Source organism: uncultured Idiomarina sp., from assembly GCF_964010655.1.
In the GTDB taxonomy this organism is placed as follows: domain Bacteria; phylum Pseudomonadota; class Gammaproteobacteria; order Enterobacterales; family Alteromonadaceae; genus Idiomarina; species Idiomarina baltica.
Map to the genome: position 1 here is coordinate 1 of NZ_CAXGLS010000022.1, position 25730 is coordinate 25730.

Consider the following 25730-nt stretch of genomic DNA (forward strand, 5'->3'; position numbering starts at 1 on the left):
CATACCTGAGCGGTATCGTCGAACGAACCTTTAACCTGCAGGCCTATACTCGCAGTGACTGGATAGGCAACTGGACACTCTTTATCTTTGGTTGGACCATCGCTTGGGCACCATTTGTCGGGCTATTTATTGCCAAAATCAGTCGGGGGCGCACGATTCGTCAGTTCGTATTGGGTGTCATGTTAGTGCCAACCTTCTTCACTTTCTTTTGGTTCGCAGTATTTGGAGATACAGCGCTTAACATGATTATGAACGAGGGCTATACCTCGTTAATCTCTGAGGTGCAAAACAACCAGGCTATCGCGTTGTTCAAGCTATTTGAAAACTTGCCACTTACTAATGTGCTCAGTTTCGCAACCGTGCTATTGATAATCACTTTCTTCGTTACTTCGTCTGATTCAGGCTCGCTCGTTGTCGACTCATTAGCCTCTGGCGGTGTGGGTGAAACGCCCGTATGGCAACGTGTATTTTGGGCATCGACCGAAGGCGTTGTTGCTGCGGTGCTACTTGTCGCAGGAGGCTTAAATGCGTTACAAACCGCGGCCATCACAAGCGCCTTTCCGTTTGCAATTGTTATATTAATTGCTGCCGTCGGCATGTGGCGCGCGCTAGTTATTGAGGGTCACCAGTATTCAAGCCTGAAGAGCCACCGTCAGTCTCATCGCCGTGGCGTTAATGAAGGCCCCGACTATTGGAAGAAACGTCTACGTGGCTTGGTCAAGTTCCCACAACAAAGCGAAGTAAAAGAGTTTATTTATGGTCGTGCGAGCGAAGCTTTAGAAAAGGTAAAATCCGAGCTCGAAACACAAGATTGGCCCGCTCGATTCACTAAAGACGAGGAGCATGAGCGTATTATGCTGACGGTCGAACGCGAAGGCGACCTCGACTTTGCCTACGAGATTCGTTTACGCGAGTATTCGATGCCACAATTCGTGCTACGTCCGAGTCACAAGAATGAGCACTACTATCGTGCCGAATTATTCTTGCGCCAGGGCGGTCAGTCATACGACCTCTATGGTTACGAAATGACAGATATTATTAATGATGTCATTAACCAGTTTGAAAATTACTTGCACTTCAGACATCACAGCCCAGGCGTGTTGCCATGGGAGATGGAAAAACACGATGAGGATTTACAAGACATCGAAACCAATAAGTAGACAATTTAAGCCCTCAGCGATGGGGGCTTTTTTTATCTGATATACTGAGTTTTTGTTCGACGTCCAGCGACATATCATGAAGATCCTACATACCTCAGACTGGCATCTAGGTCGCCTGTTTCACCAGCAGTCGTTACTAGAGCAGCAAATTGAATTACTCCAACAAATAGTGGAGATTATTGACCAGCAAGCGGTCGACGCCGTCATCATTGCAGGCGATATTTATGACCGTTCTGTGCCTCCATCAGCGGCTATTAGCGCATTTAACGACTTTATTGAAGAAGTCGCAGTCTCGCGTCAGAAAACGATTATTGCGATATCAGGAAATCACGATGGCGCAGAGCGATTAGGATTCGCAACCTCCTTACTAAAACAATCCAACCTTCATTTAGTCACCGAATTACCGCAAGCTTTGGAGCCCATCGTACTGAATGATTCGGCAACCACGATCGATATTTGGTGCGTCCCCTTTCACGACCCTCTACAAGTGAATAACTGGCTAGATACCGATTGTAAAGAATTTAATACGGCTCACCAAATGATCGTTGACCGAATCAATGCAGAACGAAACCCCGATCATCTGAATATGATTGTAAGTCACTGCTATTTAGATGGCGCCTCAGAATCAGAATCGGAGCGTCCTCTATCGATAGGCGGTGCCGATCGCGTTGATTGGCAGTTGTTTAAGGACTTTGATTATGCCGCGTTGGGTCATTTGCACCAACCTCAGCATAAAGGTATGGAACATATTCGTTACAGTGGATCGCTAATGAAATATAGTTTTTCGGAAGTCAACCAAAGCAAGTCCATTACGTTGCTCGATGTTAACGAGAAAGGTGTACAGAACATTCAACAGATTTCTCTGAAGCCGAGTCGGGATATGCGAGTGCTCAAAGGCACACTAGCAGAGCTAATTGCTCAAGCGGAACACGATCCTCAGCGTAACGACTTTATCCAGGCAATATTGACCGATAAGCAAGCGATCTTATATCCGATGGCAAAGCTACGCGCCCATTACCCGAACTTAATGCAACTGCGCAAAGAGCAACTTGAGCACATCCGTAAAGCATCAGACACAAGTGGCCAGGAGCAACTAAAAAAGGCGGATAACGAACTCATCCATGACTTTTTTACTGAAGTCTATGGTACCCCCCTAACTGCGGAGCAAAAAGCCAGCATTAATCAGGTGATCCAACAGATTGAACAAGAGGAGTCAGAATCTTGAAACCACTCGTTCTTAACATGCAGGCATTTGGTCCCTTCCCTACGCAGCAGTCGATAAACTTTACGTTACTGGGTGAACACCCACTCTTTTTAATCAACGGAGCCACCGGTGCCGGGAAGACAACATTGCTCGACGCCATCAGCTTTGCACTTTACGGAGAAACTACAGGGCAAGATCGTATCGGCAAACAAATGCGGTGCGACCACGCAGCGGACGACTGTGCCACTGAAGTTGAGTTTATCTTTGCCGTAGGTGAAAAGACCTATCGAGTGATGCGTCAGCCTACACAGCATATACTCGGCCAGCGTGGGAACAGCAAAGTGGAGCGGCGTACCACGGCATCGCTGTATCAGTTGCAAGGGGAGTGGTCAAACGATCAGTCGCCGAACGCAATGGATTGGCAGCCGCTCGAGACGCGCAAAGTTACCGAAGTGAATAAACACATAGAAACGTTGCTAGGTTTGCGGGCTGAACAATTCCGTCAGGTCGTTGTATTACCACAAGGCAAGTTTCGCGAACTACTTAATGCCGATGCGAATGAGCGCGAAACGATTCTGTCGCAACTGTTCCAAACTCAACGATTCAAGCGCTACGAAGAATTATTTAAGCAGCAAGCAAGCGAACTCAAAAAGAGCTTTGAGCAACTCGAACAGCAAAAAGCGCATATCCTCGACGGCTCCGAGTGTGAGGATCTAACACAGCTTGAGCAACACATCGCTGATCTAAAGCCGCAGTTAGAAGCTAAGCAAACTGTTCTAAACCAGCTTCAACAACAGATCAACGACACCGATTACCAACTTAAGCAACAACACACGCGCAACGCCAAATACAAAGATTTACAACACGCTAAACACCAACAGGATGCATTAAAAGCCAAACAAGCGGATATCGATTATAAACAGCAGCAAATCAAAGCCGCTCAAGCTGCCATTCGCTTGTTGCCGACATATAACGAATGGCAGCAAAACGAGAAGCACGTCAAGACAAGTCAAGAAAAGCAACTACAGCTCGAAACCAGACAACAACAGCAAGCTAAGACGCTAAAGGTTGCTCAGACGAGTCTCCAAGAGGCTAAGACGAAACTTGAACAGAATCATTCGCTTAGAACGACTCTCCAGCGATTAGAAGAGCTATTACCAACCGTTGAACAATTAGAAGGTTTGACAAAGCAAGTCGAGCAACATCAATCTAAGCTTGCGTTGCAAGAAAAAGAGGGGAAACAACTAAGAGCTTCGTATGATGCCGTTCAGTTAGATATTAAGCGGCTACGATCAGAACAACTGCAGGTGCAATCAAAAATTGATGAGTTGCCTGAGTTAGAAGTTCGTGTGCAGGCATTGTCTGAGCAACGCAAGCAACTGCTAAAAAAGCAACAGCTCACTGAGCAAGCGACGACAGTTAAAAATGACCAAGCTAAATTGCAGCACGCGTTAGAGAAAAGGCTGGACGACAAACAACAGGCTTATAACCGCGCCAACGAGCTCGAGCAACGCTGGCTGGCAAGCCAAGCTCCCTTGCTTGCCAGCCAGCTTAAGCCGCAACAACCTTGTCCTGTGTGTGGCAGCAAACAGCATCCGGACCCCGCTCAATCAGACACAACAGCATTAGTTTCGCAGCATGAGCTTGAGCACGCACGAGCAACCTATAGAGCTGCCGAGCAGGCGTTTTATGATGAACAAACAGCACTCACGAAAGCAAATGAACATGAACGTCAGTTAAATCAGCAGTTATCTGAATTCACCGATTTATCGGAAGCATTGATTGAGCAACAACAAGTCCAATTAAATGACGAACGAAGAACACGCGCAGAACTATTAACTCGCCGCCAAACCCTTCAAAGCAAACTCGATCAGGCGGAACAACAGCGCAGTGAATTGGAACACCAACTTGAACAGTGTCGCGCTAAGTACACTGAAGTTAAAGCTCAGCATGCTCGCGTAAATGCTGACCTGGAACACTTAAATCAACGTTGGCAACAAAGTGATATCAATGTTGCGGAAGTTAAACCACGGATAGATCAAATTAAGCAGCAGCTGCGTCAGCTTGAAAAGCAATTCGAGCAAGCACAGCATGCGATGCAACAGCAGTCTGAGCAATACCATGCGACACGCACTCAATTAAAGGCCGAAGTAGAAGAAAACAAACGACTCGCGCAAGCGCTCGAAGCGGCTGAAAAAGCATGGCAAGCACAGCTCGCCAGTAGCCCCTTTGCCACATACAACGAATTTCAGTCGGCGCACGTCAGTGAACCTGAACTTGAGCAACTTAATTCAGCGGTGGCGGAGCATAATCAACGTATGGTCGAGCTGCGTTCAATGATCGCAGAGCTACAACGCTATGTCGATGACATTCAACCCGCTGATACCGAGCAATTAACCTTACGACTCGAAAAGTTACGTAAAGATTTTGAGTCGGAACAGACTCAATTTAACCAGCAGCAAAGCGCATTATTTAACAACGAAAAGGCAGCGCAGCGGTTACGTCAGTTGGCAACACAGAACAAAGAGCTAGAAGCCAAGTATGCCAATATTGGTACACTTGCAAACCTGACAAATGGACAAAACGACCAACGTTTAAGTTTGCACCGATTTATATTAAGTGTTCTACTAGATGATATACTAATTGTTGCATCGCAGCATTTAGCTCAAATGACGCACCATCGGTATCAATTAGTGCGCGAAAACGAAGTCAATGACGCTCGCTCCGCAAGCGGTTTGAACCTCGCGGTGACGGACGCTTACACGGGCATCCAACGCTCCACTAAGACACTTTCCGGTGGCGAGAGCTTCCAAGCAGCACTCGCATTGGCGCTCGGACTCTCCGAAGTGGTTCAGCAGTATTCGGGGGGAATTAAACTCGATATGTTGTTTGTTGATGAGGGCTTCGGCAGTCTTGATGAGCAAGCATTAGATGCCGCTATCGATGTGCTCGCCAATCTAAGAGCCAGTGGTCGGAGTGTCGGAATCATCTCCCATGTGCGAGAATTAAAAGAACGTATTGATATGCGCATCGATGTTCATAAAGGTCAATATGGTAGCCACATCACGACGAGGGTAAATAACTAATATGGATGGTGTCATGCATTCACCAACAACGCTCCCAGCAATGCCCGGCATGCTCGCACGTTCGTTACTCACCTTGCTACGTAACGACAATAGCGAAGCAGAAGCGGATAAAATCGAGCATGAGTATAGTTTAGAAGCCCTCTCTAGCAAGCGAATAAGCGCCTATAAAACTATGTTTGGTGACTTTGTCAGTGATATACCGCTATCGCTTTTCTATTGCTTAGCGCAAAGAACCCATTTAGCCCAGATGCTCGATAAACGGTTTCCTTGGCCAGCCCCGGGTTTGGTGCATTTAAACAATCGATTAGAGCAGTTAGGCAACATCAAGACCGACCAACCTTTTTATATCAAAGCATCCGTCAGCGTTCCGGCTCGTGGTCCTCAAGTATCTCCGCGTCGGTTACGTCCTAAATTTGAAGTCAGCTTCTTTCAAGATGGTCAAGAAGTTGTGCGGTGCGAGAGTACGTACCAGGTCATGAAAGCACAAGGCAAAGAAGCTCCTCGCGCTAAGAAGCCTGAGACGAAGATCGAAAAGCCAGATTGGACCTATTTACATCACTGGCAATTAGGCTCGGGCCTCGGCCGACGCTATGCTCGTGTTTCGGGTGACTTTAACCCCATCCATCTACACCCATTTACATCGCGTTGGTTTGGTTTTAATAAGCCCATTATTCACGGGATGTATATGATGGCAAGAGCGCAAGCCGACCTTGAACGCATCGAAGGAAAAAGCGCTAATTATATTGATGTGACATTTAAACGCCCTGTCATTCTACCTGCGCGTATACGTTTATGGCGCAACACTGAATCATCGGAAGGTTACGAAGTCCGAAACAACGATAATACGCAAGTACAACTCGAAGGGAAGATCCGTTTCCCTTCGTAATCAGCCGTTCTATTGTTTGTGAATTTCACCATCCTTCATAACAAAGGTCACTCGCTGTAGCTCCGTAATGTCTTCAAGCGGATTACCATCCACGGCAATGATATCCGCGTATGAACCGCTTTTAATACGACCTAAACGCGGGTCTCTTAGAATATCTGAGGCGGCAATTGTCGCCGCTTGAATGGCTTGATTCGCAGGCATTCCCGCCTCAACCATGTACTCAAATTCTTTAGCATTATCGCCGTGCGCTGATACACCGCTGTCAGTGCCAAAACCAATTTTCACACCGGCTTTATAAGCTTTGGCAAAGGTATCTTGAATTTTAGGTCCAATTGCAAGTGCTTTGGGTTTAACCACAGCCGGGAAGTAGCCGTCGATCTTTGCTTTTTCAGCAACGAACTTACCCGCCATAATCGTAGGCACTAAGTAAGTTCCATTAGCCTTCATCGCTGCGATCACCTCATCATCCATATAAGTGCCGTGCTCAATGGTATCGATACCCGCATTGACGGCACGCAACATACCGCTTTTGCCATGCGCGTGCGCAGCGATGTGGAAATTATAGTCATCCGCAATCGCGACCAATGCTTCAAGCTCTTCATCAGTAAACTGAGGATTGTCACCACTTGAAGCCATACTTAACACGCCTCCGGTAGCCGTGATTTTTATGAAGTCTGCGCCATCTTTGTAATGCTGACGAATCGCTTCCTTTATATCCGATGGACTATTTACAATCCCCTGCTTAGGACCGGGTTCTCCCATCAAATCGGGTCTCACACCGTTAGTAGGATCAGCATGTCCTCCAGTGGTCGCAAGTGATTTTCCAGCGCTATAGATACGTGGCCCTTTAACCTTGCCCGCCTTGATCGCATCTCGTAAAGCGAGCGTCACATTATAGGAGTCGCCTGGATTACGCACCGTAGTAAAACCCGCTAGCAAAGTCTTCATACCGTAATTTTGAGCAGTGTACGCAAGATCGGCGGGTCCTTCGGTAAAACGATTCAGATAGGCGCCCGGCCCCGACTGCCCATCCAAATGGACGTGCAAATCAGTTAATCCTGGGAGACAGGTTTTATCACTGAGATCAACACTGTCTGCCGCAGGTTTATCAGACGTCACGGCAAGGATTTTATTTGCATTAAAGTGAACATAGCGTTCGCCAACCAACTTACCTTGTTCGCTATCAAATAGGTTACCGCAATGTAACCAGCCATCTGCCTGCGCAGCAGAACTACAGACTGCCAACACCAACCCAAGCGCTATTCTATGATTCATCGTTCAACTCCTGAGTGTCTATGTGCCAACGCACTTTGATTTCCTCGGGCCTTTCAACCAACGAAGCAATGGTGTATTTAGCAAGGTAACTATAGAACTGCTCTTTACCTGCGTGGATAATTCCCTTCAAATCACATACTGAGTAAATCTTACAAGTTGGGTTCAGACAATCAATCCAGTCTTCATCCCCTTCAAGCTGGCGGATAACCGTATCCAAACGTGTGTGACGGGCATCCACGGCGAGTGAAAAGCCGCCGCCTTTGCCTCGCCACGTCTTTATCAGACCAAGCTTACCCAAGTGGTGAACCACTTTATTTAAATGATTTTTAGATACCGAGAATACGCTACTTAAATCGTTTATCGTTGCTCGCTCATCGGACTCTGCTGCCGCCAAGTAAATCAGTACCCGTAATCCATAATCTGTGTATTTCTTTAGTTGCACGCGATTTCCTAAGGCTTCTCATTTTTTAGCTTTAATTGGGTCCCGTTACGACTTTCTATAATGAGCCGATTATCTTCAAAGCTAATTGACCGTACATTATTAACAGCTTCGGCAAAGGTGGTTGCATCCTGCATAATGGATTCCGAGCAGGCACGACGTGTACTGCCTACCCACTTTAAATGAATCATTTCGCTACCAAACTGATATTGTCCAAAACGACGATTACACCCATCAGACCCCACTAGCTTGCCATCGGCTAAAAATTGAATGTACATATTAGATGATGGTGTCATCGATGCATTGGTTTCGGTCAAAATCCACTTAGGTCCTTGTAATAAGCTCAGTGTCTCACCACCACACCCGACACCGTCAAACTGTCCGGAGTAACTCACAGAAAAAGGATAGACCATACCGCTCATCGTGTCCCGACACACCTCGGACCGAATATCTACTTGATCACCGTTCGCGGTCGCGAGTCGCCACTGTGATACGGTGCCGTTTTCAAGCAAAGGCTGAACAGATGTCACTGAAGCAATCCACTCTTTTTCTGGCGTACTTACTTCGAGCTCTTGCCCCTCTAGCGATAATGCCCAAAATGGTTCATTTCCGGATGCTGAAAACGCTTTGGGAAGGGAGTCAGCAGCTCGGCACTCAGGAAGTGACTCGCCCCGCCAGATAAATGTGGCCATATTGCCTTTATTCCAGAAGCTACTTTCACCGTCATCAGAGACAAATTTAGCACCGGATGCCACGCGCTGCTGCTTCAATGTGTCATGACGATCCCCAAAGCGTACTTTAAGTTGCTCATTCTGCCACTCGGTATACACCGTATAAGCGCCACAAATAAACACCTGCTCTTGGCTCATATCTCGTTGCGAAGAAGACGAGCACCCGGCGACAATGACACTAGTCAGAAAAATAACGACTGCAAACCGCAACATAATCAACCCAACAAAATTAATATAAAACGTTGATTGTCAGCATACCGCGCCAGGTTAAAAGCTCAAGCAATTAACTGCGCGTTTACATTAAATGCACCTTTGCTAAATAAAGAGTTAATAAATTCTTAATTTTTAATTGCGAATTATTCGTATTTTAATTACTATCTGCCGCATCAAAATAACGTGTGGAGATAAACCATGAATAAAGCCCCGATCGCATTAGCTATCGCAAGCTTGCTAAGTAGCCCGCTGGTAATCGCGGAAGAGAATACTGAGATCGAAACAATAAAAATTATTGGCTCAACCGAACAAGCGCGTCAGATTGCAGGCTCATCAGCCGTGATAGATGAAGAACAAATGCGCGTTGAAGTACCCACCGATATTAACCAGTTAATGAAAACCCTTCCGGGCGTTTACGTGTTAGAAGAAGACGGCTTCGGGCTACGTCCAAACATCGGTATTCGCGCCGCAAATGCGGGGCGGGTAAGTAAAGTCACACTATTAGAAGATGGTGTGATGATGGCGCCAGCCCCTTATTCAAACCCAGCAGCGTATTATTTCCCAACCACTATGCGCATGGCCTCTGTTGAAGTACTGAAAGGGGCACCATTACTGCGTTACGGCCCTCAAACAACGGGCGGCGTGCTTAACCTGGTATCTACTCCCATTCCTGAACAAGCTATTTCAGGTCAGGTATTAGCACAATGGGGTGAGTTCAGCAGTAACGATATTCATGCTTATGTCGGTGGCACGCAAGGCGCTTGGGGCTTCTTACTTGAGACAGTGCAACGCGAGAGTAATGGTTTTAAAGCCATTGATCGCAGTCATGGCGACAGCGGCTATGATATTCAAGACTACACCGCAAAGCTGAGCTTTGATCAAGGACCACACCACCTGCTTTTCAAGGCGCAGTACTCAGAAGAAATCTCTAACGAGACCTATCTTGGCCTAACCGATGCCGATTTCGCGAAGACACCAAATCGTCGTTACGGCATCTCATCGATTGACCAAATGGACAACAGCCATAAAGGCTTTAGCTTGGCTTACGGCTTTGATGTAAACAGTGATGTTACGCTCAATGCTGTCGCATATCGTAACGAATTCAAACGTGACTGGTTTAAGCTCAACGGTGGTGGGTCGTATGTTAGTGCCGCGAACCAAGGCGACATGCTAGCACAAGGTATTCTTGACGGTACCGAAGATGCCTTCGACCTTGAATACAAACATAATAACCGCGCTTATGAAAGCTATGGCATTGAGCTCAATGCACAGTGGCAACTTGGCGCGCATGCACTTGAAGTCGGTGGGCGCGACCACACGGATGAAATGGATCGCTTTCAACCTGTGGAGATCTTCGACCAAATCAACGGCAGCTTAGTCTATCAATCCACGGTCAGCCCTTCCGGTAGCAATAACCGTATTGAAGGTGCCGATGCAACCAGCCTCTGGGTGACCGATAGTTGGCAAGTTAACCAAGCGCTAAAAGTTAATTTAGCCTTGCGTTACGAAGATGTATCATCATTCCGTAACCAGTACGATGAGGCTGCACGTACTACTGCGCCAGCATTCCGTTCCAACTCAAGCGATGAGTGGCTACCCGGCGCATCGTTTACCTACGACTTAAGCGACTCATGGCAGGTGCTTGCGGGCATCCACAAAGGCTTTTCACCACTCGGTGGCGGTGCAACAGAAAACCAAGAGCCAGAAACGAGTATCAACTACGAAGCCGGCCTACGCTATCAACAACAAAATACTTTTGTTGAAGCCATTGCATTCTATAGCGACTTTAGCGACACCACCCAGTTGTGCTCTATCGCTACACCATGTGATAACGGTGCTGAATCAGGTACTTATGTACTTGGCGAATCGGTTGTGCAAGGTTTAGAGTTCCAAGCGCAACACACCTTTGCTGCGGGCAAGTTTTTGATTCCGGTTGATATTGCTTACACCTACACTCAAGGTGAGATCAGTAAAGATAATGCAGTGTCGGGTCTTATGGACGGCGATCGCTTAAACGATATTCCAGAGCACACGGCAAACGTCCGCATTAGCCTTGATAATAATGCCGGCTGGGTTAACTACCTCAACTTTAAATATATTGATTCTATGTGTGTCAGCGTAGGCTGTAACAACAGCACTGCGGCGTTTAACGAAACAGAGTCTCTATTCGTTACCGATGCAGTCAGCCGCTACGAACTTAACACGCAGACATCCGTCTATGTAAAAGTCGAAAATATCTTCGATCAGCAAGCGATCGTTGCACGTACACCTGATGGTGCGCGCCCAAACAAACCACAGACCGTTTGGATGGGTATCGACTATAAATTTTAGTGGTAAAGTACAAGCGACCGGGCTCATCAAGAGCTCGGTCATTTTTCTATCCGGCTAATGCGATTAAATAATCCGCCAATGCACCCATGCCAGTTTTAGCAACGTGCGCACGCTGCTCGGCGTCTTGGTTATAATTTGTATTGGTATTGACATCATAAACAAACAGCTCACCCTGACTGTTTTCAATAAACTCAATGCCTGCTACGTCAATGTCATTACTACGTAAGAACGTTTCCAATTGATGAATAATCGAGTGTTCATTAAAACGCGTGGTAATTTTGAATTTTTCAGCAATCTCACAAGCATCCGCTGGGCATAATTCGAAACCCTGTTCAGTATTAACCTGCACCGCGTAAACGAACTTCTGACCGACGAATTCAGCCCGCGTAATAACCGGTGATTTAGCTTTTATGTATTGTTGCACTAACCAGGTGCCATCGAGCGGCTCCTCATAGTCGGCACTCTCTGTGTAAGCAACCAACTCATCAAGCTGATTGAACTTTTGTACGCCGAGCCCTTTCCCCCCGCGGTTAGGCTTAACGATTAACGGCCAGTCATTAAATTGCTTCGCAGCTTCCACCAGTTGTGCTTTACCCACCGCTGCAAAAGTGCGCGGTACCGACAAGCCTGAACGTTGCAATGCGGCATACTGTGAAAGTTTACACAGCTCTAGCGCTAACACTTGCGAACCATTCACGACGGTACGATTCTGGCTTTCTAACCAAGTTAACACCAATTTTGTCAGCTCGGGGGCGAAGCGATGTCCCCGCGTATGTGACGACGCGCTCATTCGATTGTAATAAACCGCATCATCAGGCTGATTGTGAAACGGTACAACACCTTCATCTAAAAACCAGCTTTTAGGTGTCACGCCACGTTCTTCGAACGCTTCGTATAGAGGCTTCAACCATTCTTCATTTTCGTGCAAGATTACGATATCGCGCATGCTACACTTCCCTACAATAAAAAGAACACGTCTAAAGGTCGCTCATGTCCCATAAAGTCATCGGCCCTATTGCCGCCCTATTAAGTGTCATAGTAACACGAAGTTTAGACATGCCGCTTGATGCTGCGCTGACTTTAGCAATCGTCATATGGGTGGCTTGGTGGTGGGTTTCTGAATGTATTCCACTAGCGATAACGGCGTTGCTACCTTTTATTTTACTACCCATTATTGGTGTGCTTGACCCTAAAGAGGCGGCGACAGCCTTAGGCGATAACATTATTCTGCTATTCATGGCGGCGTTCATGATGGCAAAAGCCATTGAAGCCAGCGGCGTACACAAGCGACTCGCACTGTCATTAATTGCGCTCATTGGCCCCGACAGTGGCCGTCGCATCGTTGTCGCGTTCATGTGTGCAACCGCCTTCCTTTCGATGTGGATCTCTAACACCGCGAGTGTGTTGGCTTTGCTGCCCGTGGCATTGGCACTTGCAGATGCCACCGACAACAAGCCATTCCAAAAAGCCCTATTATTAGGTCTTGCCTATTCAGGGTCGGTGGGTGGTATTGCCACCTTAGTGGGCACCCCACCTAATCTTATATTTGCCTCAATATATGAAAATATCTCAGGGCAGGGCTTCGACTTCACGCGTTGGCTAGGTATTGGCATACCCATGATGGTTATCAGCATTCCATTAATGGCTTGGTATCTCACTCGTAACATTCATTTGAGCATGCCATTACAATTACCCCAACAAGATAAAATGTCAGCTTATGAGAGACGCGTGCTGACTGTGTTTGGTGTCGTGGTATTACTGTGGGTGATGCGCACCACCCCGTTTGGCGGCTGGACAGGTCTGTTGGGGCTACCCGCACTGAACGATGCGACTGTCGCTTTAGCGGGTGCGCTGGCCATGTTCATTATTCCAACGGGAGAAAAGCAACAACCCACCTTACTCGATTGGTCGCTAGCGAAAGACATCCCATGGGGTATTTTATTATTATTCGCGGGCGGTATTTGTCTCGCTAAAGGCGTCATGGCAAGTGGTCTCGGCACGTTAATGGGCGAGTCTTTAACGGTATTAGGAGAATGGCCACTGTGGTTGTTGATACTGGTACTCACGCTGGCGGTTTCATTTATGACCGAGTTTACCTCTAACACAGCCACAGCAACGCTTCTAATGCCCATTTTAGCAGCAACCGCACAGGCCATTAATCAGCCTATTGAGATACTCATGATTCCAGCGGTGATTGCTTGCAGCTGTGCATTTTGCATGCCCGTAGCAACGCCACCTAACTCAATTGTATTTGCGTCTAATCGCATCAGCATTCGCGATATGGCGCGCACAGGCGTTGTACTAAACATTATTCTAGCGTTTGTAACGACCGCAATTGTCATGGTTTTGGTCTAAATCAAATGTTCTGTTAAGCAAACTCAGGTAAACTGAGCGCTTTTTAAAGATGGAGTCTCTCGATGGATCAATTGCCTGCTTGCCCACAATGCGCTTCTGAATACGCGTACGAAGACGGTAACGTATTAGTCTGCCCTGAGTGCGGACACGAATGGTCACCGCATGACGAGAGCAATGAAGACAATAAAGTGATTCGTGATGCCAATGGCAATGAGCTTAATGATGGCGACACCGTCACCGTTATTAAAGACCTTAAAGTCAAAGGTTCATCATTAGTTGTTAAGGTCGGCACTAAGGTTAAAAACATTCGTTTAGTCGATGGCGATCATGATATCGATTGCAAGATTGACGGTGTAGGTGCAATGAAATTGAAATCTGAGTTTGTTAAAAAGGTCTAATAGATCGAATCAGGGAATATGCCATGCAACGTTTTCTTACCTCACTACTATTAGTTTTTAGTGGTTTATTAGCCGCGACGTCAGCCTTTGCAAAAGCTGACCAACAGACTATTGTGCTTATTTCTATTGATGGCTTTCGCTACAACTATATCGAGCAACATCACGCCGAGCATCTTAGTCATCTAGCTGAGCAAGGCGTTCGCGCCAAAGGGCTGATGCCGGTTTATCCGTCTAAAACGTTTCCAAACCATCTTTCCATAGTCACCGGTCAGTACCCATCACACCACGGTATCGTTGATAATAATTTTTATGATACTGAGCGCAAACAACGCTACAAAATGGCGGACGGTGCAAAGGATGGTACTTGGTTACATACCGTACCAATTTGGAATTTAGCGGAGTTTCAAGGCGTTAAGTCAGCGACCTTCTTTTGGCCAGAATCCAGCGCGCGCATCAATGGACGCACGCCCACTTATTACTATCCCTACAGCAATTTCACGCCTAACCAGCAGCGGGTTGACCAAATTATTCAATGGTTGCAGTTGCCTGAGCAAAGTCGCCCTCGAATGATCACCGGCTACTTTTCAATCGTTGACTCAATGGGTCATAAGTTTGGTCCTGACTCGAAGCAGACAAAAGGCGCGGTTCAAGCCGTCGATAAGCTGATAGGCCAGCTCTGGCAACGTATTCAGGACGAAACCGAAGGCTCAGTCAACTTAATCGTGGTTTCAGACCACGGTATGGCACCGATTAAAGCGGATGCCATGATCGAGGAAGATGACCTAGCTATTGACGAAGAAGAATTTACCACCGTAAATTCGCAAACACGCTATCTCATTTATGCTAACGAAGACACCAGCGCTGATGATATTGCGGCACTTCGAACACAACTAGAGAACAGTAGCGACCTTGGCTATCGCGTTGAAACCGATGACAAGCTTAAACAATTACATGTCAGTGATGGCCCTCGTAAGCCCGCCATCGTGCTTTCAACTGATGCACCGGTGAGTTTCGCAACTCGACCTGTCGAAGAGCGCTCCGACGGTGGCACGCACGGTTATTATAACAATCGTGACATGGATGGTTTATTTGTCGCAGTGGGTCCAGCGTTTAAAAACGGGATGACTATCGATCGGTTTGAAAATATTCACATATATCCACTAATGGCAGATATTTTAGACCTAAAATTAATGACCCAAATTGATGGCGAAATAGCTGTTTTAAAACCTATTCTAAATAAATAATTCGCCTTCGAGTGATCTGTTTTATATAGCCGAGCGAATTGTAAAGATTACTAAAATACTTGGTATTTTTCTTTGCAGTTCGCTAAATATATACATGCACGTTCGTATGTATATTCATAACCTAAAAGGCTATTTAAATTATGGCAGAGACACTCTCGTCACAGTATTGGGCCGAGGGATATTGGATGAACGATATTCCCATCCTGCTCGGAATTGTCGCTGCGATCTGGCTTTTACTGGTTATCGCTGCGGCGTTTGAAGCGTTCCGGCACAAATTACTGGTCGATAAAATTCCAGTACGAGTGCATGTTAATGGGACCCGCGGCAAAACCAGTGTCACCCGGCTTATCGCAGCGGGCTTAAGATCAGGTGGCAAGCGTATTTGCGCTAAAACCACCGGCTCTGCAGCCGCTATCACTGACCCTCAAGGAAGAGAGTTTCCTATCTACCGCATTAGCGGTGCCAACATTATCGAGCAAATGCGTACGCTCAAACGCATGGCCTCACTTAAACCCGAAATTGTAGTGATGGAATGTATGGCATTGCAGCCACATTACCAATCGCTCAGCGAACTGCGTATGGTGCGCTCCAACGTAGGCGTCATCACCAATGCGCGCGCTGACCACCTGGATGTCATGGGTCCGGGCGAAGAGGATGTGGCTCTAGCATTAGCAGGTAGCACGCCTGTCAAGGGTAACCTCTTTACCGCGGAACGCGATTTACTGGGTGTTTTCGAGCACTCGACCAAAGACCGCAACAGCCAGCTACACGGCGTCACTGAACAAGAGGTCGAGGCCATCAGCGACGATATTCTCAAGCAATTTAAATATTCTGAACACGCTGAGAATGTGGCGTTAGCATTAAAAGTTTGCGAGCACTTAGGTGTTGAGCGAGAGCAGGCGTTGCAAGGCATGATTGGACTCGAACCCGAAGCCGGTGCTATGCAAGTACTTCACGTAAATTATTTCCGCCGCGAAATTGTTTTCGTTAATGCATTTGCAGCAAACGATCCCGAGTCGACCGGTAAAATTTGGGAAAACATGTTGGAAAAGCACGGTAATGAGCGCAGACGTATCGTATTAATCAACTGTCGTGCCGACCGTCCGCACCGTTCTCAGCAAATGGCTGAAGCGGCTGTTGAGTGGACCCAAGCTGACCGCTACATCCTAATGGGATCGGGCACCTTTATTTTTGTTCGCGCCGCAGTGAAATACGGACTCGACCCAGAAAAAATTCTCGTAATGGAGAACGCAGCCATTACTGATATTACCGAAACCTTGCTGGAAGAAGCTGGCAACAGTGCACTCGTTGTCGGCATGTGTAACATTCATGGTGGCGGCGAAGAAGTCGCTCGGTTCTTCCAAAACCGTTCCTTGAAGGAGGAAGACCTGTGATCGCATTAAATATTTTAGCCGTTGCCATTGGCATCGGATTATTCTTTACCTTATTGCTCACACAAACGCTCGGACTCGCCGCAGGTGGCCTCGTTGTTCCTGGTTATGTTGCCCTGCAACTGACCGAACCCATGAGTCTGGTGATTACGCTCGTCGCCGCCTTACTCACGTTCTTGATTGTGCGCGTAATATCCAGTTTTGCCATTATCTATGGACGTCGACAAACGATCATTATGATCCTGACTGGCTATCTCATCGCAGGCTTGATGGATTTGTTCCTCGGCAGTTTGGTTAACTGGGTCGACTTACAAATGGTTGCGGGGGGCGACGATGCACAAGCACAAGTCGCGACACTGGAGTCATCCTTTATGATGGCCGTCATGTCGAGCAATATTATCGGCTATATTATTCCCGGTCTGATAGCGATCTGGTTTGAACGCCAAGGTGTTCTACAGACATTATGCGGCCTGGCCGTCACCGCCGTATTGGTGCGCCTCGCACTGATTGTCATCATGCCTGAAGCGTTGCAGATGTATGAAGCAAGCAGCGCCTTCCACATGCCTGGCTGGTAAGGAGAATCCCAAATGAGTAGTTTTACTAAGATTTATTGGCGTTCTTCAGGTGTGCCAGCCTGGGGACTCATCGTATTAATGATCGCGGCATTAATTGCTTTACTCGCGGTCGAAAACGTTAAAGAAACCGATCCAATCGTGGACGAAAACTATGCCACCATGGTAACGGCTGCAAAAATTATGCGCCAAGGAATGGAAGTTATCCGTCCCTTGCGCGCTGAAAAGGAGCCGATTAACCCAGAGTTCGATCCTCAACGCTCGGGCTTTGTCGGTCTCGATAACAGCATCGTCACGACCAACCACGGTGGACGCGAGTCTAAACAGACCACAGTGAACCCCAACTGGGCAGCCGTGGCGGTTAAACTATTAGCTAAAGCAGGCGTTGAAAAAGGTGACTTAGTCGCGGTAACGGTCTCTGGCTCTTTCCCTGCTCTTAATCTTGCCGTGTATTCTGCATTAGAAGCCATGGAAGCGGAGCCGATTATTATCGCTTCGGCATCGTCATCGCAGTGGGGGGCTAACGTACCCGGTTTCTTATGGTTGGACATGGCACGTGAACTCAACAAAGCCGGCGTGATTTCGTTCGAACCTAAGTATGCCTCGATTGGCGGTATCGAGGACCGCGGCATTGGTATTCCACAAGTCGGTATTCAATCGATTCGTCAAACGATTGAGCGCGCTGGCTTGCCGATTATTGAGCCGGCGAACTACCAAGAAGCGGTGGCCGACCGTATCGCGATTTTCCGTGAATACTCATCCGATCGTAACTACAAAGCGTTCGTCAACGTCGGTGGTGGTGCAACTATCGTAGGTCCTCCAGGTATCGATGATATGTTTAAGTCAGGACTACAGTATGACGCACCTGCTCGTGCATACGCGGTGGATACAGTGATGGGCTACTTCTTACAAGAGAATATCCCAGGCATTCATTTTATCGGCATTAAGAAAATGGCGGAACGCTACGGACTTCCACTGATGCCGCCCGAGCCGGTACCCGTCGGTAATGGTGGTATCTATTCTTCAAGCACCTACAGCCGGTTGCTCGCTTTCGGACTTGCTGTGGCATTGTTTGGACTCACTTGGCTCATCGTACGCTCAGCGCGGATCACCAGCCTCTGGCGTCGCGATAGTAGCAGCGGTAAAGGTACTAAACCGATGGTATAAACACCTCGGTCTCATAAAAAAGGAGCCAACTGGCTCCTTTTTTGTTACCAGAAATTAAACCGCGACCATTGTTCGCTCAATTGTCCCTCTGCATCAGCGACATAGTACTTATCGAACTGAGACGCTGTGGCACAGGCATGATTTGGAAGAATACGTAGTTTATCGCCGACCTGAACAGTGGTGGGTATCGCACTCGAACCTGAACGATGTTTAATAACCCCATGCTCTTGGCTAGCGCTCTCTACAATCCAGTCGGGAAGTGGTCGTCCTACAGCATCTAGCACCATACCGTAACCATAATCGACCGCTTGCGATGCTGTACCGCGGTCGCGCGATAACGCCATCCAGCCCGCATCAACGAGGATCCAACCTTTCTCCGGCTTCACCCCTATGACAGTAGTCACCACAGATAACGCGATATCATCAAGTGAGCACACATTGATATTCGCCATCACTAAATCAAAAAATGTATAAACACCGGCACGCACTTCCGTCACGCCTGTCAGATCTTGAGCAAAGTGTGCGGTAGGCGTAGAACCGATACTGACCATCGGACAGTCAATTCCTGCCAATTCAAGCCGCTCCTTCACATGAACAGCAGTCGCGCGTTCGTTCTCAGCCGCCGCGACTTTTTCTGAACGCGTCGTACAACCGTATGAGCCACCTGCATGCAACAGAACACCTTTAAAAAGTTGAGCTTGCGCCAGGATCTGGCTGACATCCATCAGCGCAGGGCTCTCAGCAGTTAAGCCTGCGCGGCTGCCATCGCAATCAATTTCAATAAGCACGGGAATAACGATGTCATGCAAACGGCAAAACTCGACCACCTGAAGCGCCTGTGTCTCACTTTCTAAGATGATTTTTAAATCAACGCCTTGTTCGATCAATCGTTTAACGTGAGGCAATTTGTTCTGCGCAATTCCCACTGCATAGATTTGGTCAAAAAAGCCGTGTTCTGCAAAAAAGTCAGCTTCTTTTAGCGTCGATACGGTAATCGGTCCCGTGCCACCATTAAAGATAGCCTTAACCGCAGGCAGCGATTTGAGCGTTTTTACGTGGGGCCGTAAGGGCGTCTTTAATATACTAAGATGGCAATTCAAACGCTTGATGTTGGCATCAAACCGCGGACGATCAACACGTAAATAAGGCGTTTCCAGAGCATCCCATGTCATTTATTTATTCCCTCATTGAGTTCATAGCATCGGCAGATATGCGCCCACGCTTCTTCGGCCGTATTCACTAACGTAAACAACTTCACGTCATCGGGCGCTATTAAACCCTCTTCAATTAATAAGTCGAAATTAATTAACTTCGACCAAAAGCCTTTGCCTATCAGTACAATAGGCACCGGATCGATTTTCTTTGTTTGAATTAGGGTGAGCGTCTCGAACAACTCATCTAACGTGCCGTAGCCGCCTGGGAGAGCAACGAGAGCGCGTGCCCGCATCAAGAAATGCATTTTTCGAATGGCAAAATAGTGAAATTGGAAGCAAAACTCGGGCGTGATGTAAGGGTTCGGATATTGCTCCTTGGGTAACACAATATTAAGGCCGATACTCTCACCACCGGCCTCAGTCGCACCGCGATTAGCCGCCTCCATCACACCTGGACCACCGCCTGAAATTACCACAACCCGATGCTCAGGGTAATTCTGGCTGTGCTCAGTAACTAAATGCGCAAATTTCTGCGACTCCGAGTAATAGCGGCTGTTCTTTAAATCCCGCTTTGCTTTAATCCAGTGTGCTTTAGTGGTCGCATCGTTGGGGGTTTTATCAAGCTCAGCTTGCGCAATATCGAGGTTATATTGCGCCTGTTCCGGTGATAAAAAACGCGCGCTACCAAAAACGACTACCGTCGCGTCAATCTGATGCTTATCGAGCACGCGCTCAGGCTTTAAGTACTCTAATTGCAATCGAACATGACGAAGATCATCTTCCAGTAGAAAGTCGTTATCAGCAAATGCCAGTTTATAACTGTCATTATTCTGCAGTCGCGCGATGGCTTCTTCCGACTGCTTAGCCGAAGCGTGGTGTCGTTGGTGCAGGGGGTGTTTGTCCGCCATTCGAGAATCCTAAGGTAAAGGGTGGTAGCCCATCCAATCGGGCTTTAACGGCTGTTGCACGCCATCGTATTCAAGTTTAATGGCATAGCCATCGAGTAAATCAATCTTGAGGCAGTCATCGACTTCAAGCAAGTCGTCTTTATGCAGTTGTTCGGCGCCCGCAAGCCCTGTGGCAGAAACGTGCACTCGTGCCCGTTGTTTAGCATCCGCGGCTGACTTCGCCACCACTACAGTAAAATCATGGAATTCCGCCAAACGACCCGGGAAATAACCACCAAAATTCACAAAGTATAAGGATACTCCCTGATTGTCGACGGGCTCTTTGGTGAGCAAAATGCGATAGCCATCGACATGATGTAAGGCAACGTAGCTATCCATATGGAGACCCTGCTGCGAACCGAACCACTGCTGTCGTAATGCCGGAAAAGTGGCTTCAATCACTGGCGCGACCGCAAACCGCACATCATGGAGCTCAATATGTGCACCCGGCGCGCTACCGCCGATATAAATCATAAAAAGTTGGTTAACTTGAGTGCTCTCTGCAGACACGTTGGAGTACCTCTTGTATTGTGTTTCTTAACCATCGACGCATCGGATCAGCATCCGTCCGTTCATGCCAAATCTGCATTACCTGCACATTCGGAAGGTCAAGGGGTGGTTCAAGTATGACTAAATTATCATCCAATACGGTCGCCTGCTCAGCTATTGAGCGCAAACAAGTCAGCAACCAACGCGTCCCGGTTAATAACCGAGTCGGCACAATAAAACTGGATAAACCTGCAACGATACTACGTTCACGCCCCAACTCTGCCAGCTTTTGATCGACCAACCCTTTCAAATCACCGGTTAAGGTAGTAAGTAAATGCTCACACTCTAAGTAATCGTCAAGTGAAAAGCCGCCGATGACATGCGGATTATCCCTAGCTGCTAATACTTTAAATGGCTCCTCAATCAAGCGTTGTTGTCGCAACGTGTCAGGTAAGTCACTGTAAAACCCTGCAATAGCAATATCACATTCGCCGGTTTCCAACTCCTGGCGTGGGAGACGACCTCGCGTATTTTGCGTAACTATGGTGACATTAGGTGCAGCTTGCCGAACTAAAGGCAATAAATGAGGCAATAGCGCCTGCTCCATATAATCTGTCGTATAGATCCGTATCGACTCCGTTCTACTCAGATAATCATGTCCTTCGGTTTGTTCATAAAAGTTTCTGAGCTGATGAATAAGTGGTTGCATCTGACGCGCAAGCTCATGGGCACGCGGTGTCGCGGTCAATCCCCTCGCTGCACGCACGAATAATGAGTCTCCCATTTCGTGGCGAAGTTTATTTAACTTATGACTTAATGCGGGCTGACTCAGTGACATACGTTGCGCTGCCCGGGTAGCATTTAACTCTTCATAAAGTGTATGAAAAACCAACAGAAGGTTAATATCCTTAGTGTATAAATTCATTTGCTATTCATTTTTTCGATGGGTCAAATAGATTTTTTCTTATTATCGAATGATAGTACACACGCTACTATAAGCGCATCAAAATTTACGCCTTAATTGGAGGCTTTATGACAATCGGTTTTATCAAGTCACTCTTACTCACTGCCACTTTAGGTGCAGTATTGCTGTTTTGCCAAGCAGCGGTGGCGAGCAAGGGCAAGGTACTCGTTTTACTCTCCAGTGAAACACAATTAGAACTTGCTGATGGCAGCCAATATCCAACGGGATACTACCTGAACGAATTTGGTGTACCGGCTGATGCGCTTCAGCAAGCGGGCTACGAGCTCGTTTTGGTCACTCCAAAAGGTAACGCACCGCGGGTCGACCAACGTTCTGTCGATACACAATATTTCGGCGGCGATGAGCAAGAAATGCAGCGCATTCAAAAAGTCATCGCTAACCTTGATGGCATTAACGATACCCACAAACTCGCCGACGTACTCAAAAGTGATTTGAGCCAATTTGATGGTCTATTCATACCTGGCGGTCATGCACCCCTGATTGACTTGGTCGGTAATCCTGAAGTCGGTAAGCTACTGACTTATTTCCACAACCAACAAAAGCCTACCGCCGCAATTTGCCACGGCCCTATTGCACTGCTGTCACCACAGCAAATGCCGACACAGTTTATTGACCAATTTGCGAAAGAAGGTCAATCACAAGCGCAAGATTGGATCTACGAGGGCTATAACATGACTATCTTCTCGACCCCAGAAGAACAAGTTTTCGAGCGCTCACTTAATGGCAAACAAATCCGTTATTACCCAGCCGCTGCGATGCAAGCCGCAGGCGCGAATCTCGAACAAGCCGAAGCGTGGCAGCCCAACGTCGTTATCGACCGCGAACTGATTACCGGTCAGAACCCTTTTTCCGACAAAGTTCTAGCAGAAGCGTTAATTAAGCAACTAGAACAAGCGCAGTAATCAACAAGGAGTACTTAGCGTGTCAGCTTTATTTCAACCATTTGAGTTAAAAGATGTTCGTTTGCGTAACCGTATTGCCGTACCTCCGATGTGCCAGTACATGGCAGAAGAAGGCGTGGTCAACGATTGGCACCTCAGTCACTACACCAGCTTAGCGCGCGGTGGTGCGGGCTTAGTTATTGTTGAGGCGACCGCAGTTTCTCCTGAAGGACGTATCACCCCAAACTGCACCGGGTTGTGGAATGACGAGCAAGCACAAGCGATGCAGCCGATTGTCGACAACATCAAAGCCGCCGGTGCGGTAGCGGGTATTCAAATTGGCCACGCGGGACGGAAGGCAAGTGCCAACCGTCCATGGGACGGCGACGACCATATTGCTGAAGAGGACGTCCGAGGCTGGGAAACGCTCTCGCCCTCACCAATCGCTTTTGGTGCGAACCTGCCTCGCCAACCCAAAGAGATGACGTTAGAAGATATCAAGCGTGTGCAAAATGACTTTGTTGCTGCCGCAGAGCGTGCTCGCGACTTAGGGTTCGAGTGGTTAGAACTGCACTTTGCTCATGGGTACCTTGGTCAAAGCTTTTTCTCGCCACACGCTAACCAGCGTACTGACGAGTATGGCGGGTCATTTGAGAACCGCGCACGCTTCTTAGTCGAAACTGTCCGGGCGGTCAAAGCCGTATGGCCCGATAACTTCCCGCTAACTGCACGTTTTGGTGTTATCGAATTTGATGGCAATGACGAGGAGCAGTTGCAAGAGTCGATTAAGTTAACTGAGTTACTCAAAGCAGAAGGGTTGGATTTTTTAAACGTCAGTATCAGTTTCTCAACGCCGCACGCCAATATTCCATGGGGACCAGGCTTTATGGCGCCGATTGCTGAACGCATCAGAAACGCCGCGGATATTCCCGTTGCATCGGCGTGGGGAATGGATTTACCACAGCTGGCAGAACATACCGTCGCACAGGGTCAGTTAGACTTAGTGATGGTTGGCCGTGCACATTTATCGAACCCACACTGGCCTTACGATACTGCTAAAGCATTGCGTGTTGAGAAGCCGTCTTGGGTATTACCCGCCCCTTATGCGCATTGGTTAGAACGGTATTAAGCTCACTTTTAAAGCTTAAACACCTTGTACAGTGAGCACCAGTTTTCGACTGCTGGCGCGGTCACGGTGCTCACACAAGTAGATACCTTGCCATGTGCCCATATTAAGACGCCCTTGGGTTAACGGTACAGTCACACTCGCGCCTAGAATACTCGACTTCAAGTGAGCTGGCATATCATCAGGCCCCTCATAGGTGTGCTCATAGTAGGGCGCGTTCTCAGGCACCATCTCGTTGAAATGGCGTTCAAAGTCACCCCGCACGGTCGCATCGGCATTTTCATTGATCGTCAATGAAGCCGAGGTATGTTGAATGAACACATGCACGAGGCCAGTCGATAATTGGCACTTTTCCGCTAATAACCGCTCTACGCGATCAGTGATTAAGTGAAAGCCTCGATTAAAGGCAGGCAGCGTTAACTCAAATTGTTGTACGTGCATAGAACTCTCAAAAATAAGCGTGTACTAGCGCATTAAACGCATAGGCACCATCTGTGGATCGCTATTGGTCTGCTCTACAAACCCTAAACTGCGATATAGATTCAGTGCGCGATGATTTTCTGGCAATACGTTTAATGTAACATGCTCAACGTCAGGATGTTGCCAAGCGTAATCAAGTAACTCCTGCACAAATAGGCGCCCTAGCCCTTTACCTCGCTCCTGTGGGTTTACAATCAAACATGCAATGTGTCTTGCACCCTCGTGCTTTTCATAACATTGTGCAAAACCAACTAACTTATTGTCGCACCAAAATCCCAGAGACGGCCGTTCGTCACATTTTAAGCGCGCCCAAACATCATCTATGGGACTATTTGCATCAACATTTGGACCCAACCAAAAGAGACGATCGTTCGAGGTTGTTGGCCACGAAAATATGTCATGAAATTGAGTAAGTGTAACGGGCTGAAGCATCATAAATTCCTTTTCGTTGTTTAGAAAAACTATAAGGGAAAAATAAACAATGCCAATAAGCGCATCCTCAGACTGAACACATCATGAACTGAAATCGCCCATTTACGCGTTGAAAAGACCTCAATTTGCGCCGAGCAACCTTAAATATTATTAACACCGGGTTGAAATAAAATGTTACATTCAGCATGCTGTAACATTACACTACGCTTTTTTATATAGGGATCTGGCTACGACATGGAATTGTCAGCGTTCAGTGCGCTCTCACCTAAGCGCCCGCAGTTTTGGCAAGTTGCGAAACGGTGTTGCATTATCGCTGCATCAATCGATGTCGCGTTTTTCTTCATTTTTTTGATACTTGATTCGCCCATCCTTGCCTGGGTCAATTTACTCAGTATTGCAATGTATCTTACTGCATATTGGGCATTCGGTCAGCGCAAAAATATGCTAGCCATATCGCTTATTTGGTTAGAAGTGCTCTACCACTCGGCACTCGGTACGCTCATGATCGGATGGGACAGTGGCTTCCACTATTTTTTATTAATGTTTGTTCCCGCCATATTTGTCAGCATGAGCCTCAAGCCCGCAGTGTTAACGCTATTAGGGTTGTGGGTATATTATCTTAGCCTTGATTTATTCAGTTGGTACTATCCTGCTATGCAGCCAATCAATGCTACCGCTGTCGTCGGGGTTCATATTTTTAATCTGACGGTAGTGTTTATGATGTTTGGTTACTTAGCACTGTATTACCTAAATAAGGTCAATTTAACTCATGACCAACTCAGGT

The 25730-nt window shown here is 47.4% G+C and carries 23 protein-coding genes; 13 read left to right on the forward strand and 10 right to left on the reverse strand.

Annotated elements, in window-relative coordinates:
* The 4 genes from ABNS04_RS07000 to ABNS04_RS07015 form a co-directional block, all read left to right on the forward strand.
* On the forward strand, nucleotides 1-1160 hold a 1160-nt coding region (locus ABNS04_RS07000; RefSeq protein WP_272978159.1), incomplete at its 5' end, for a BCCT family transporter.
* Nucleotides 1161-1236: 76 nt separating this feature from the next.
* The gene (locus ABNS04_RS07005) at nucleotides 1237-2385 is read left to right on the forward strand and encodes an exonuclease SbcCD subunit D (RefSeq protein ID WP_272978158.1); all 1149 of its coding nucleotides are present in this window, start codon (nucleotides 1237-1239) and stop codon (nucleotides 2383-2385) included.
* On the forward strand, nucleotides 2382-5450 hold the full coding sequence (locus tag ABNS04_RS07010; protein ID WP_272978157.1) for an SMC family ATPase: 3069 nt from the start codon (nucleotides 2382-2384) through the stop codon (nucleotides 5448-5450). Before ABNS04_RS07005 ends, ABNS04_RS07010 begins: the two co-directional genes overlap by 4 nt.
* Before the next feature lie 13 nt (nucleotides 5451-5463).
* Nucleotides 5464-6336 carry a MaoC/PaaZ C-terminal domain-containing protein gene (locus ABNS04_RS07015; RefSeq protein WP_272978156.1) on the forward strand — a complete coding sequence of 291 codons (873 nt, stop codon included), beginning with the start codon at nucleotides 5464-5466 and terminating at the stop codon, nucleotides 6334-6336.
* A gap of 9 nt (nucleotides 6337-6345) precedes the next feature.
* Here the strand turns inward: ABNS04_RS07015 and ABNS04_RS07020 are convergent, their stop codons facing one another.
* Genes ABNS04_RS07020 through ABNS04_RS07030 form a run of 3 tightly spaced genes read right to left on the reverse strand, consistent with a single transcriptional unit; the run spans nucleotide 6346 to nucleotide 8994 of the window.
* Nucleotides 6346-7611 (reverse strand): amidohydrolase family protein, encoded by a 1266-nt coding sequence (locus tag ABNS04_RS07020; protein WP_348671265.1) that lies wholly within the window; start codon nucleotides 7609-7611, stop codon nucleotides 6346-6348.
* Nucleotides 7601-8053 carry an Rrf2 family transcriptional regulator gene (locus ABNS04_RS07025; RefSeq protein WP_272978153.1) on the reverse strand — a complete coding sequence of 151 codons (453 nt, stop codon included), beginning with the start codon at nucleotides 8051-8053 and terminating at the stop codon, nucleotides 7601-7603. Before ABNS04_RS07025 ends, ABNS04_RS07020 begins: the two co-directional genes overlap by 11 nt.
* Nucleotides 8054-8061: 8 nt before the next feature.
* The gene (locus tag ABNS04_RS07030) at nucleotides 8062-8994 is read right to left on the reverse strand and encodes an META domain-containing protein (RefSeq protein WP_348671266.1); all 933 of its coding nucleotides are present in this window, start codon (nucleotides 8992-8994) and stop codon (nucleotides 8062-8064) included.
* A gap of 198 nt (nucleotides 8995-9192) precedes the next feature.
* Here ABNS04_RS07030 and ABNS04_RS07035 point away from each other — a divergent pair, with 198 nt between their 5' ends.
* On the forward strand, nucleotides 9193-11325 hold the full coding sequence (locus ABNS04_RS07035) for a TonB-dependent receptor (RefSeq protein WP_272978151.1): 2133 nt from the start codon (nucleotides 9193-9195) through the stop codon (nucleotides 11323-11325).
* Between the two features lie 46 nt (nucleotides 11326-11371).
* Here the strand turns inward: ABNS04_RS07035 and ABNS04_RS07040 are convergent, their stop codons facing one another.
* A complete protein-coding gene (locus ABNS04_RS07040; RefSeq protein WP_348671268.1) occupies nucleotides 11372-12271 on the reverse strand; it encodes an alpha-L-glutamate ligase in 900 nt (299 codons plus the stop codon).
* A 44-nt stretch (nucleotides 12272-12315) separates the two neighbouring features.
* Between ABNS04_RS07040 and ABNS04_RS07045 the strand changes: the two genes are divergently transcribed.
* The 6 genes from ABNS04_RS07045 (at nucleotide 12316) to pgsW (ending at nucleotide 18452) form a co-directional block, all read left to right on the forward strand.
* A complete protein-coding gene (locus ABNS04_RS07045; RefSeq protein ID WP_272978149.1) occupies nucleotides 12316-13680 on the forward strand; it encodes an SLC13 family permease in 1365 nt (454 codons plus the stop codon).
* 62 nt (nucleotides 13681-13742) lie between these two features.
* Nucleotides 13743-14078 carry a zinc ribbon domain-containing protein YjdM gene (locus ABNS04_RS07050; protein WP_272978148.1) on the forward strand — a complete coding sequence of 112 codons (336 nt, stop codon included), beginning with the start codon at nucleotides 13743-13745 and terminating at the stop codon, nucleotides 14076-14078.
* A 23-nt stretch (nucleotides 14079-14101) separates the two neighbouring features.
* Nucleotides 14102-15322: an ectonucleotide pyrophosphatase/phosphodiesterase gene (locus ABNS04_RS07055; protein ID WP_272978147.1), complete on the forward strand. Its 1221-nt coding sequence runs from the start codon at nucleotides 14102-14104 to the stop codon at nucleotides 15320-15322.
* A gap of 140 nt (nucleotides 15323-15462) precedes the next feature.
* On the forward strand, nucleotides 15463-16716 hold the full coding sequence (gene pgsB / locus ABNS04_RS07060) for a poly-gamma-glutamate synthase PgsB (protein WP_272978146.1): 1254 nt from the start codon (nucleotides 15463-15465) through the stop codon (nucleotides 16714-16716).
* Nucleotides 16713-17288, forward strand: coding sequence for a poly-gamma-glutamate biosynthesis protein PgsC (gene pgsC, locus ABNS04_RS07065; RefSeq protein ID WP_006954481.1), 576 nt, complete (start codon nucleotides 16713-16715; stop codon nucleotides 17286-17288). The genes pgsB and pgsC overlap by 4 nt, the downstream gene beginning before the upstream one ends.
* A gap of 12 nt (nucleotides 17289-17300) precedes the next feature.
* Entirely contained in the window at nucleotides 17301-18452 is a 1152-nt protein-coding gene (pgsW, locus tag ABNS04_RS07070) for a poly-gamma-glutamate system protein (RefSeq protein WP_272978145.1), read from the forward strand.
* Between the two features lie 44 nt (nucleotides 18453-18496).
* Here the strand turns inward: pgsW and ABNS04_RS07075 are convergent, their stop codons facing one another.
* Genes ABNS04_RS07075 through ABNS04_RS07090 form a run of 4 tightly spaced genes read right to left on the reverse strand, consistent with a single transcriptional unit; the run spans nucleotide 18497 to nucleotide 21967 of the window.
* Nucleotides 18497-19624 carry a DSD1 family PLP-dependent enzyme gene (locus tag ABNS04_RS07075; RefSeq protein WP_272978144.1) on the reverse strand — a complete coding sequence of 376 codons (1128 nt, stop codon included), beginning with the start codon at nucleotides 19622-19624 and terminating at the stop codon, nucleotides 18497-18499.
* Nucleotides 19621-20514 (reverse strand): TIGR00730 family Rossman fold protein, encoded by an 894-nt coding sequence (locus ABNS04_RS07080; protein WP_272978143.1) that lies wholly within the window; start codon nucleotides 20512-20514, stop codon nucleotides 19621-19623. Before ABNS04_RS07080 ends, ABNS04_RS07075 begins: the two co-directional genes overlap by 4 nt.
* Before the next feature lie 9 nt (nucleotides 20515-20523).
* Entirely contained in the window at nucleotides 20524-21027 is a 504-nt protein-coding gene (locus tag ABNS04_RS07085) for a DUF1543 domain-containing protein (RefSeq protein WP_272978162.1), read from the reverse strand.
* A gap of 10 nt (nucleotides 21028-21037) precedes the next feature.
* Nucleotides 21038-21967: a LysR family transcriptional regulator gene (locus ABNS04_RS07090; RefSeq protein ID WP_272978142.1), complete on the reverse strand. Its 930-nt coding sequence runs from the start codon at nucleotides 21965-21967 to the stop codon at nucleotides 21038-21040.
* A gap of 107 nt (nucleotides 21968-22074) precedes the next feature.
* On the opposite strand from ABNS04_RS07090, the gene ABNS04_RS07095 reads away from it, so the two are divergent.
* Entirely contained in the window at nucleotides 22075-22929 is an 855-nt protein-coding gene (locus ABNS04_RS07095; protein ID WP_272978141.1) for a type 1 glutamine amidotransferase domain-containing protein, read from the forward strand.
* A gap of 19 nt (nucleotides 22930-22948) precedes the next feature.
* The gene (locus ABNS04_RS07100) at nucleotides 22949-24037 is read left to right on the forward strand and encodes an NADH:flavin oxidoreductase/NADH oxidase (protein WP_272978140.1); all 1089 of its coding nucleotides are present in this window, start codon (nucleotides 22949-22951) and stop codon (nucleotides 24035-24037) included.
* A 15-nt stretch (nucleotides 24038-24052) separates the two neighbouring features.
* On the opposite strand, the gene ABNS04_RS07105 is transcribed toward ABNS04_RS07100, so the two are convergent.
* The gene (locus ABNS04_RS07105; RefSeq protein WP_272978139.1) at nucleotides 24053-24475 is read right to left on the reverse strand and encodes a secondary thiamine-phosphate synthase enzyme YjbQ; all 423 of its coding nucleotides are present in this window, start codon (nucleotides 24473-24475) and stop codon (nucleotides 24053-24055) included.
* Nucleotides 24476-24499: 24 nt separating this feature from the next.
* A complete protein-coding gene (locus ABNS04_RS07110; RefSeq protein WP_348671271.1) occupies nucleotides 24500-24949 on the reverse strand; it encodes a GNAT family N-acetyltransferase in 450 nt (149 codons plus the stop codon).
* Nucleotides 24950-25730 lie beyond the last annotated feature (781 nt).

What these genes read in the sequence shown, in the direction of transcription:
- ABNS04_RS07015 (WP_272978156.1), top strand. Translation starts at nt 5,464, where the DNA reads ATGCATTCACCAACAACGCTCCCAGCAATGCCCGGCATGCTCGCACGT.
- ABNS04_RS07020 (WP_348671265.1), bottom strand. Translation starts at nt 7,611, where the DNA reads ATGAATCATAGAATAGCGCTTGGGTTGGTGTTGGCAGTCTGTAGTTCT.
- ABNS04_RS07040 (WP_348671268.1), bottom strand. Translation starts at nt 12,271, where the DNA reads ATGCGCGATATCGTAATCTTGCACGAAAATGAAGAATGGTTGAAGCCT.
- ABNS04_RS07095 (WP_272978141.1), top strand. Translation starts at nt 22,075, where the DNA reads ATGACAATCGGTTTTATCAAGTCACTCTTACTCACTGCCACTTTAGGT.
- ABNS04_RS07035 (WP_272978151.1), top strand. Translation starts at nt 9,193, where the DNA reads ATGAATAAAGCCCCGATCGCATTAGCTATCGCAAGCTTGCTAAGTAGC.
- ABNS04_RS07090 (WP_272978142.1), bottom strand. Translation starts at nt 21,967, where the DNA reads ATGAATTTATACACTAAGGATATTAACCTTCTGTTGGTTTTTCATACA.
- ABNS04_RS07105 (WP_272978139.1), bottom strand. Translation starts at nt 24,475, where the DNA reads ATGCACGTACAACAATTTGAGTTAACGCTGCCTGCCTTTAATCGAGGC.
- ABNS04_RS07005 (WP_272978158.1), top strand. Translation starts at nt 1,237, where the DNA reads ATGAAGATCCTACATACCTCAGACTGGCATCTAGGTCGCCTGTTTCAC.
- ABNS04_RS07085 (WP_272978162.1), bottom strand. Translation starts at nt 21,027, where the DNA reads ATGATTTATATCGGCGGTAGCGCGCCGGGTGCACATATTGAGCTCCAT.
- ABNS04_RS07110 (WP_348671271.1), bottom strand. Translation starts at nt 24,949, where the DNA reads ATGATGCTTCAGCCCGTTACACTTACTCAATTTCATGACATATTTTCG.
- ABNS04_RS07050 (WP_272978148.1), top strand. Translation starts at nt 13,743, where the DNA reads ATGGATCAATTGCCTGCTTGCCCACAATGCGCTTCTGAATACGCGTAC.
- ABNS04_RS07030 (WP_348671266.1), bottom strand. Translation starts at nt 8,994, where the DNA reads ATGTTGCGGTTTGCAGTCGTTATTTTTCTGACTAGTGTCATTGTCGCC.
- ABNS04_RS07075 (WP_272978144.1), bottom strand. Translation starts at nt 19,624, where the DNA reads ATGACATGGGATGCTCTGGAAACGCCTTATTTACGTGTTGATCGTCCG.
- ABNS04_RS07055 (WP_272978147.1), top strand. Translation starts at nt 14,102, where the DNA reads ATGCAACGTTTTCTTACCTCACTACTATTAGTTTTTAGTGGTTTATTA.
- ABNS04_RS07045 (WP_272978149.1), top strand. Translation starts at nt 12,316, where the DNA reads ATGTCCCATAAAGTCATCGGCCCTATTGCCGCCCTATTAAGTGTCATA.
- pgsW (WP_272978145.1), top strand. Translation starts at nt 17,301, where the DNA reads ATGAGTAGTTTTACTAAGATTTATTGGCGTTCTTCAGGTGTGCCAGCC.
- ABNS04_RS07080 (WP_272978143.1), bottom strand. Translation starts at nt 20,514, where the DNA reads ATGGCGGACAAACACCCCCTGCACCAACGACACCACGCTTCGGCTAAG.
- pgsB (WP_272978146.1), top strand. Translation starts at nt 15,463, where the DNA reads ATGGCAGAGACACTCTCGTCACAGTATTGGGCCGAGGGATATTGGATG.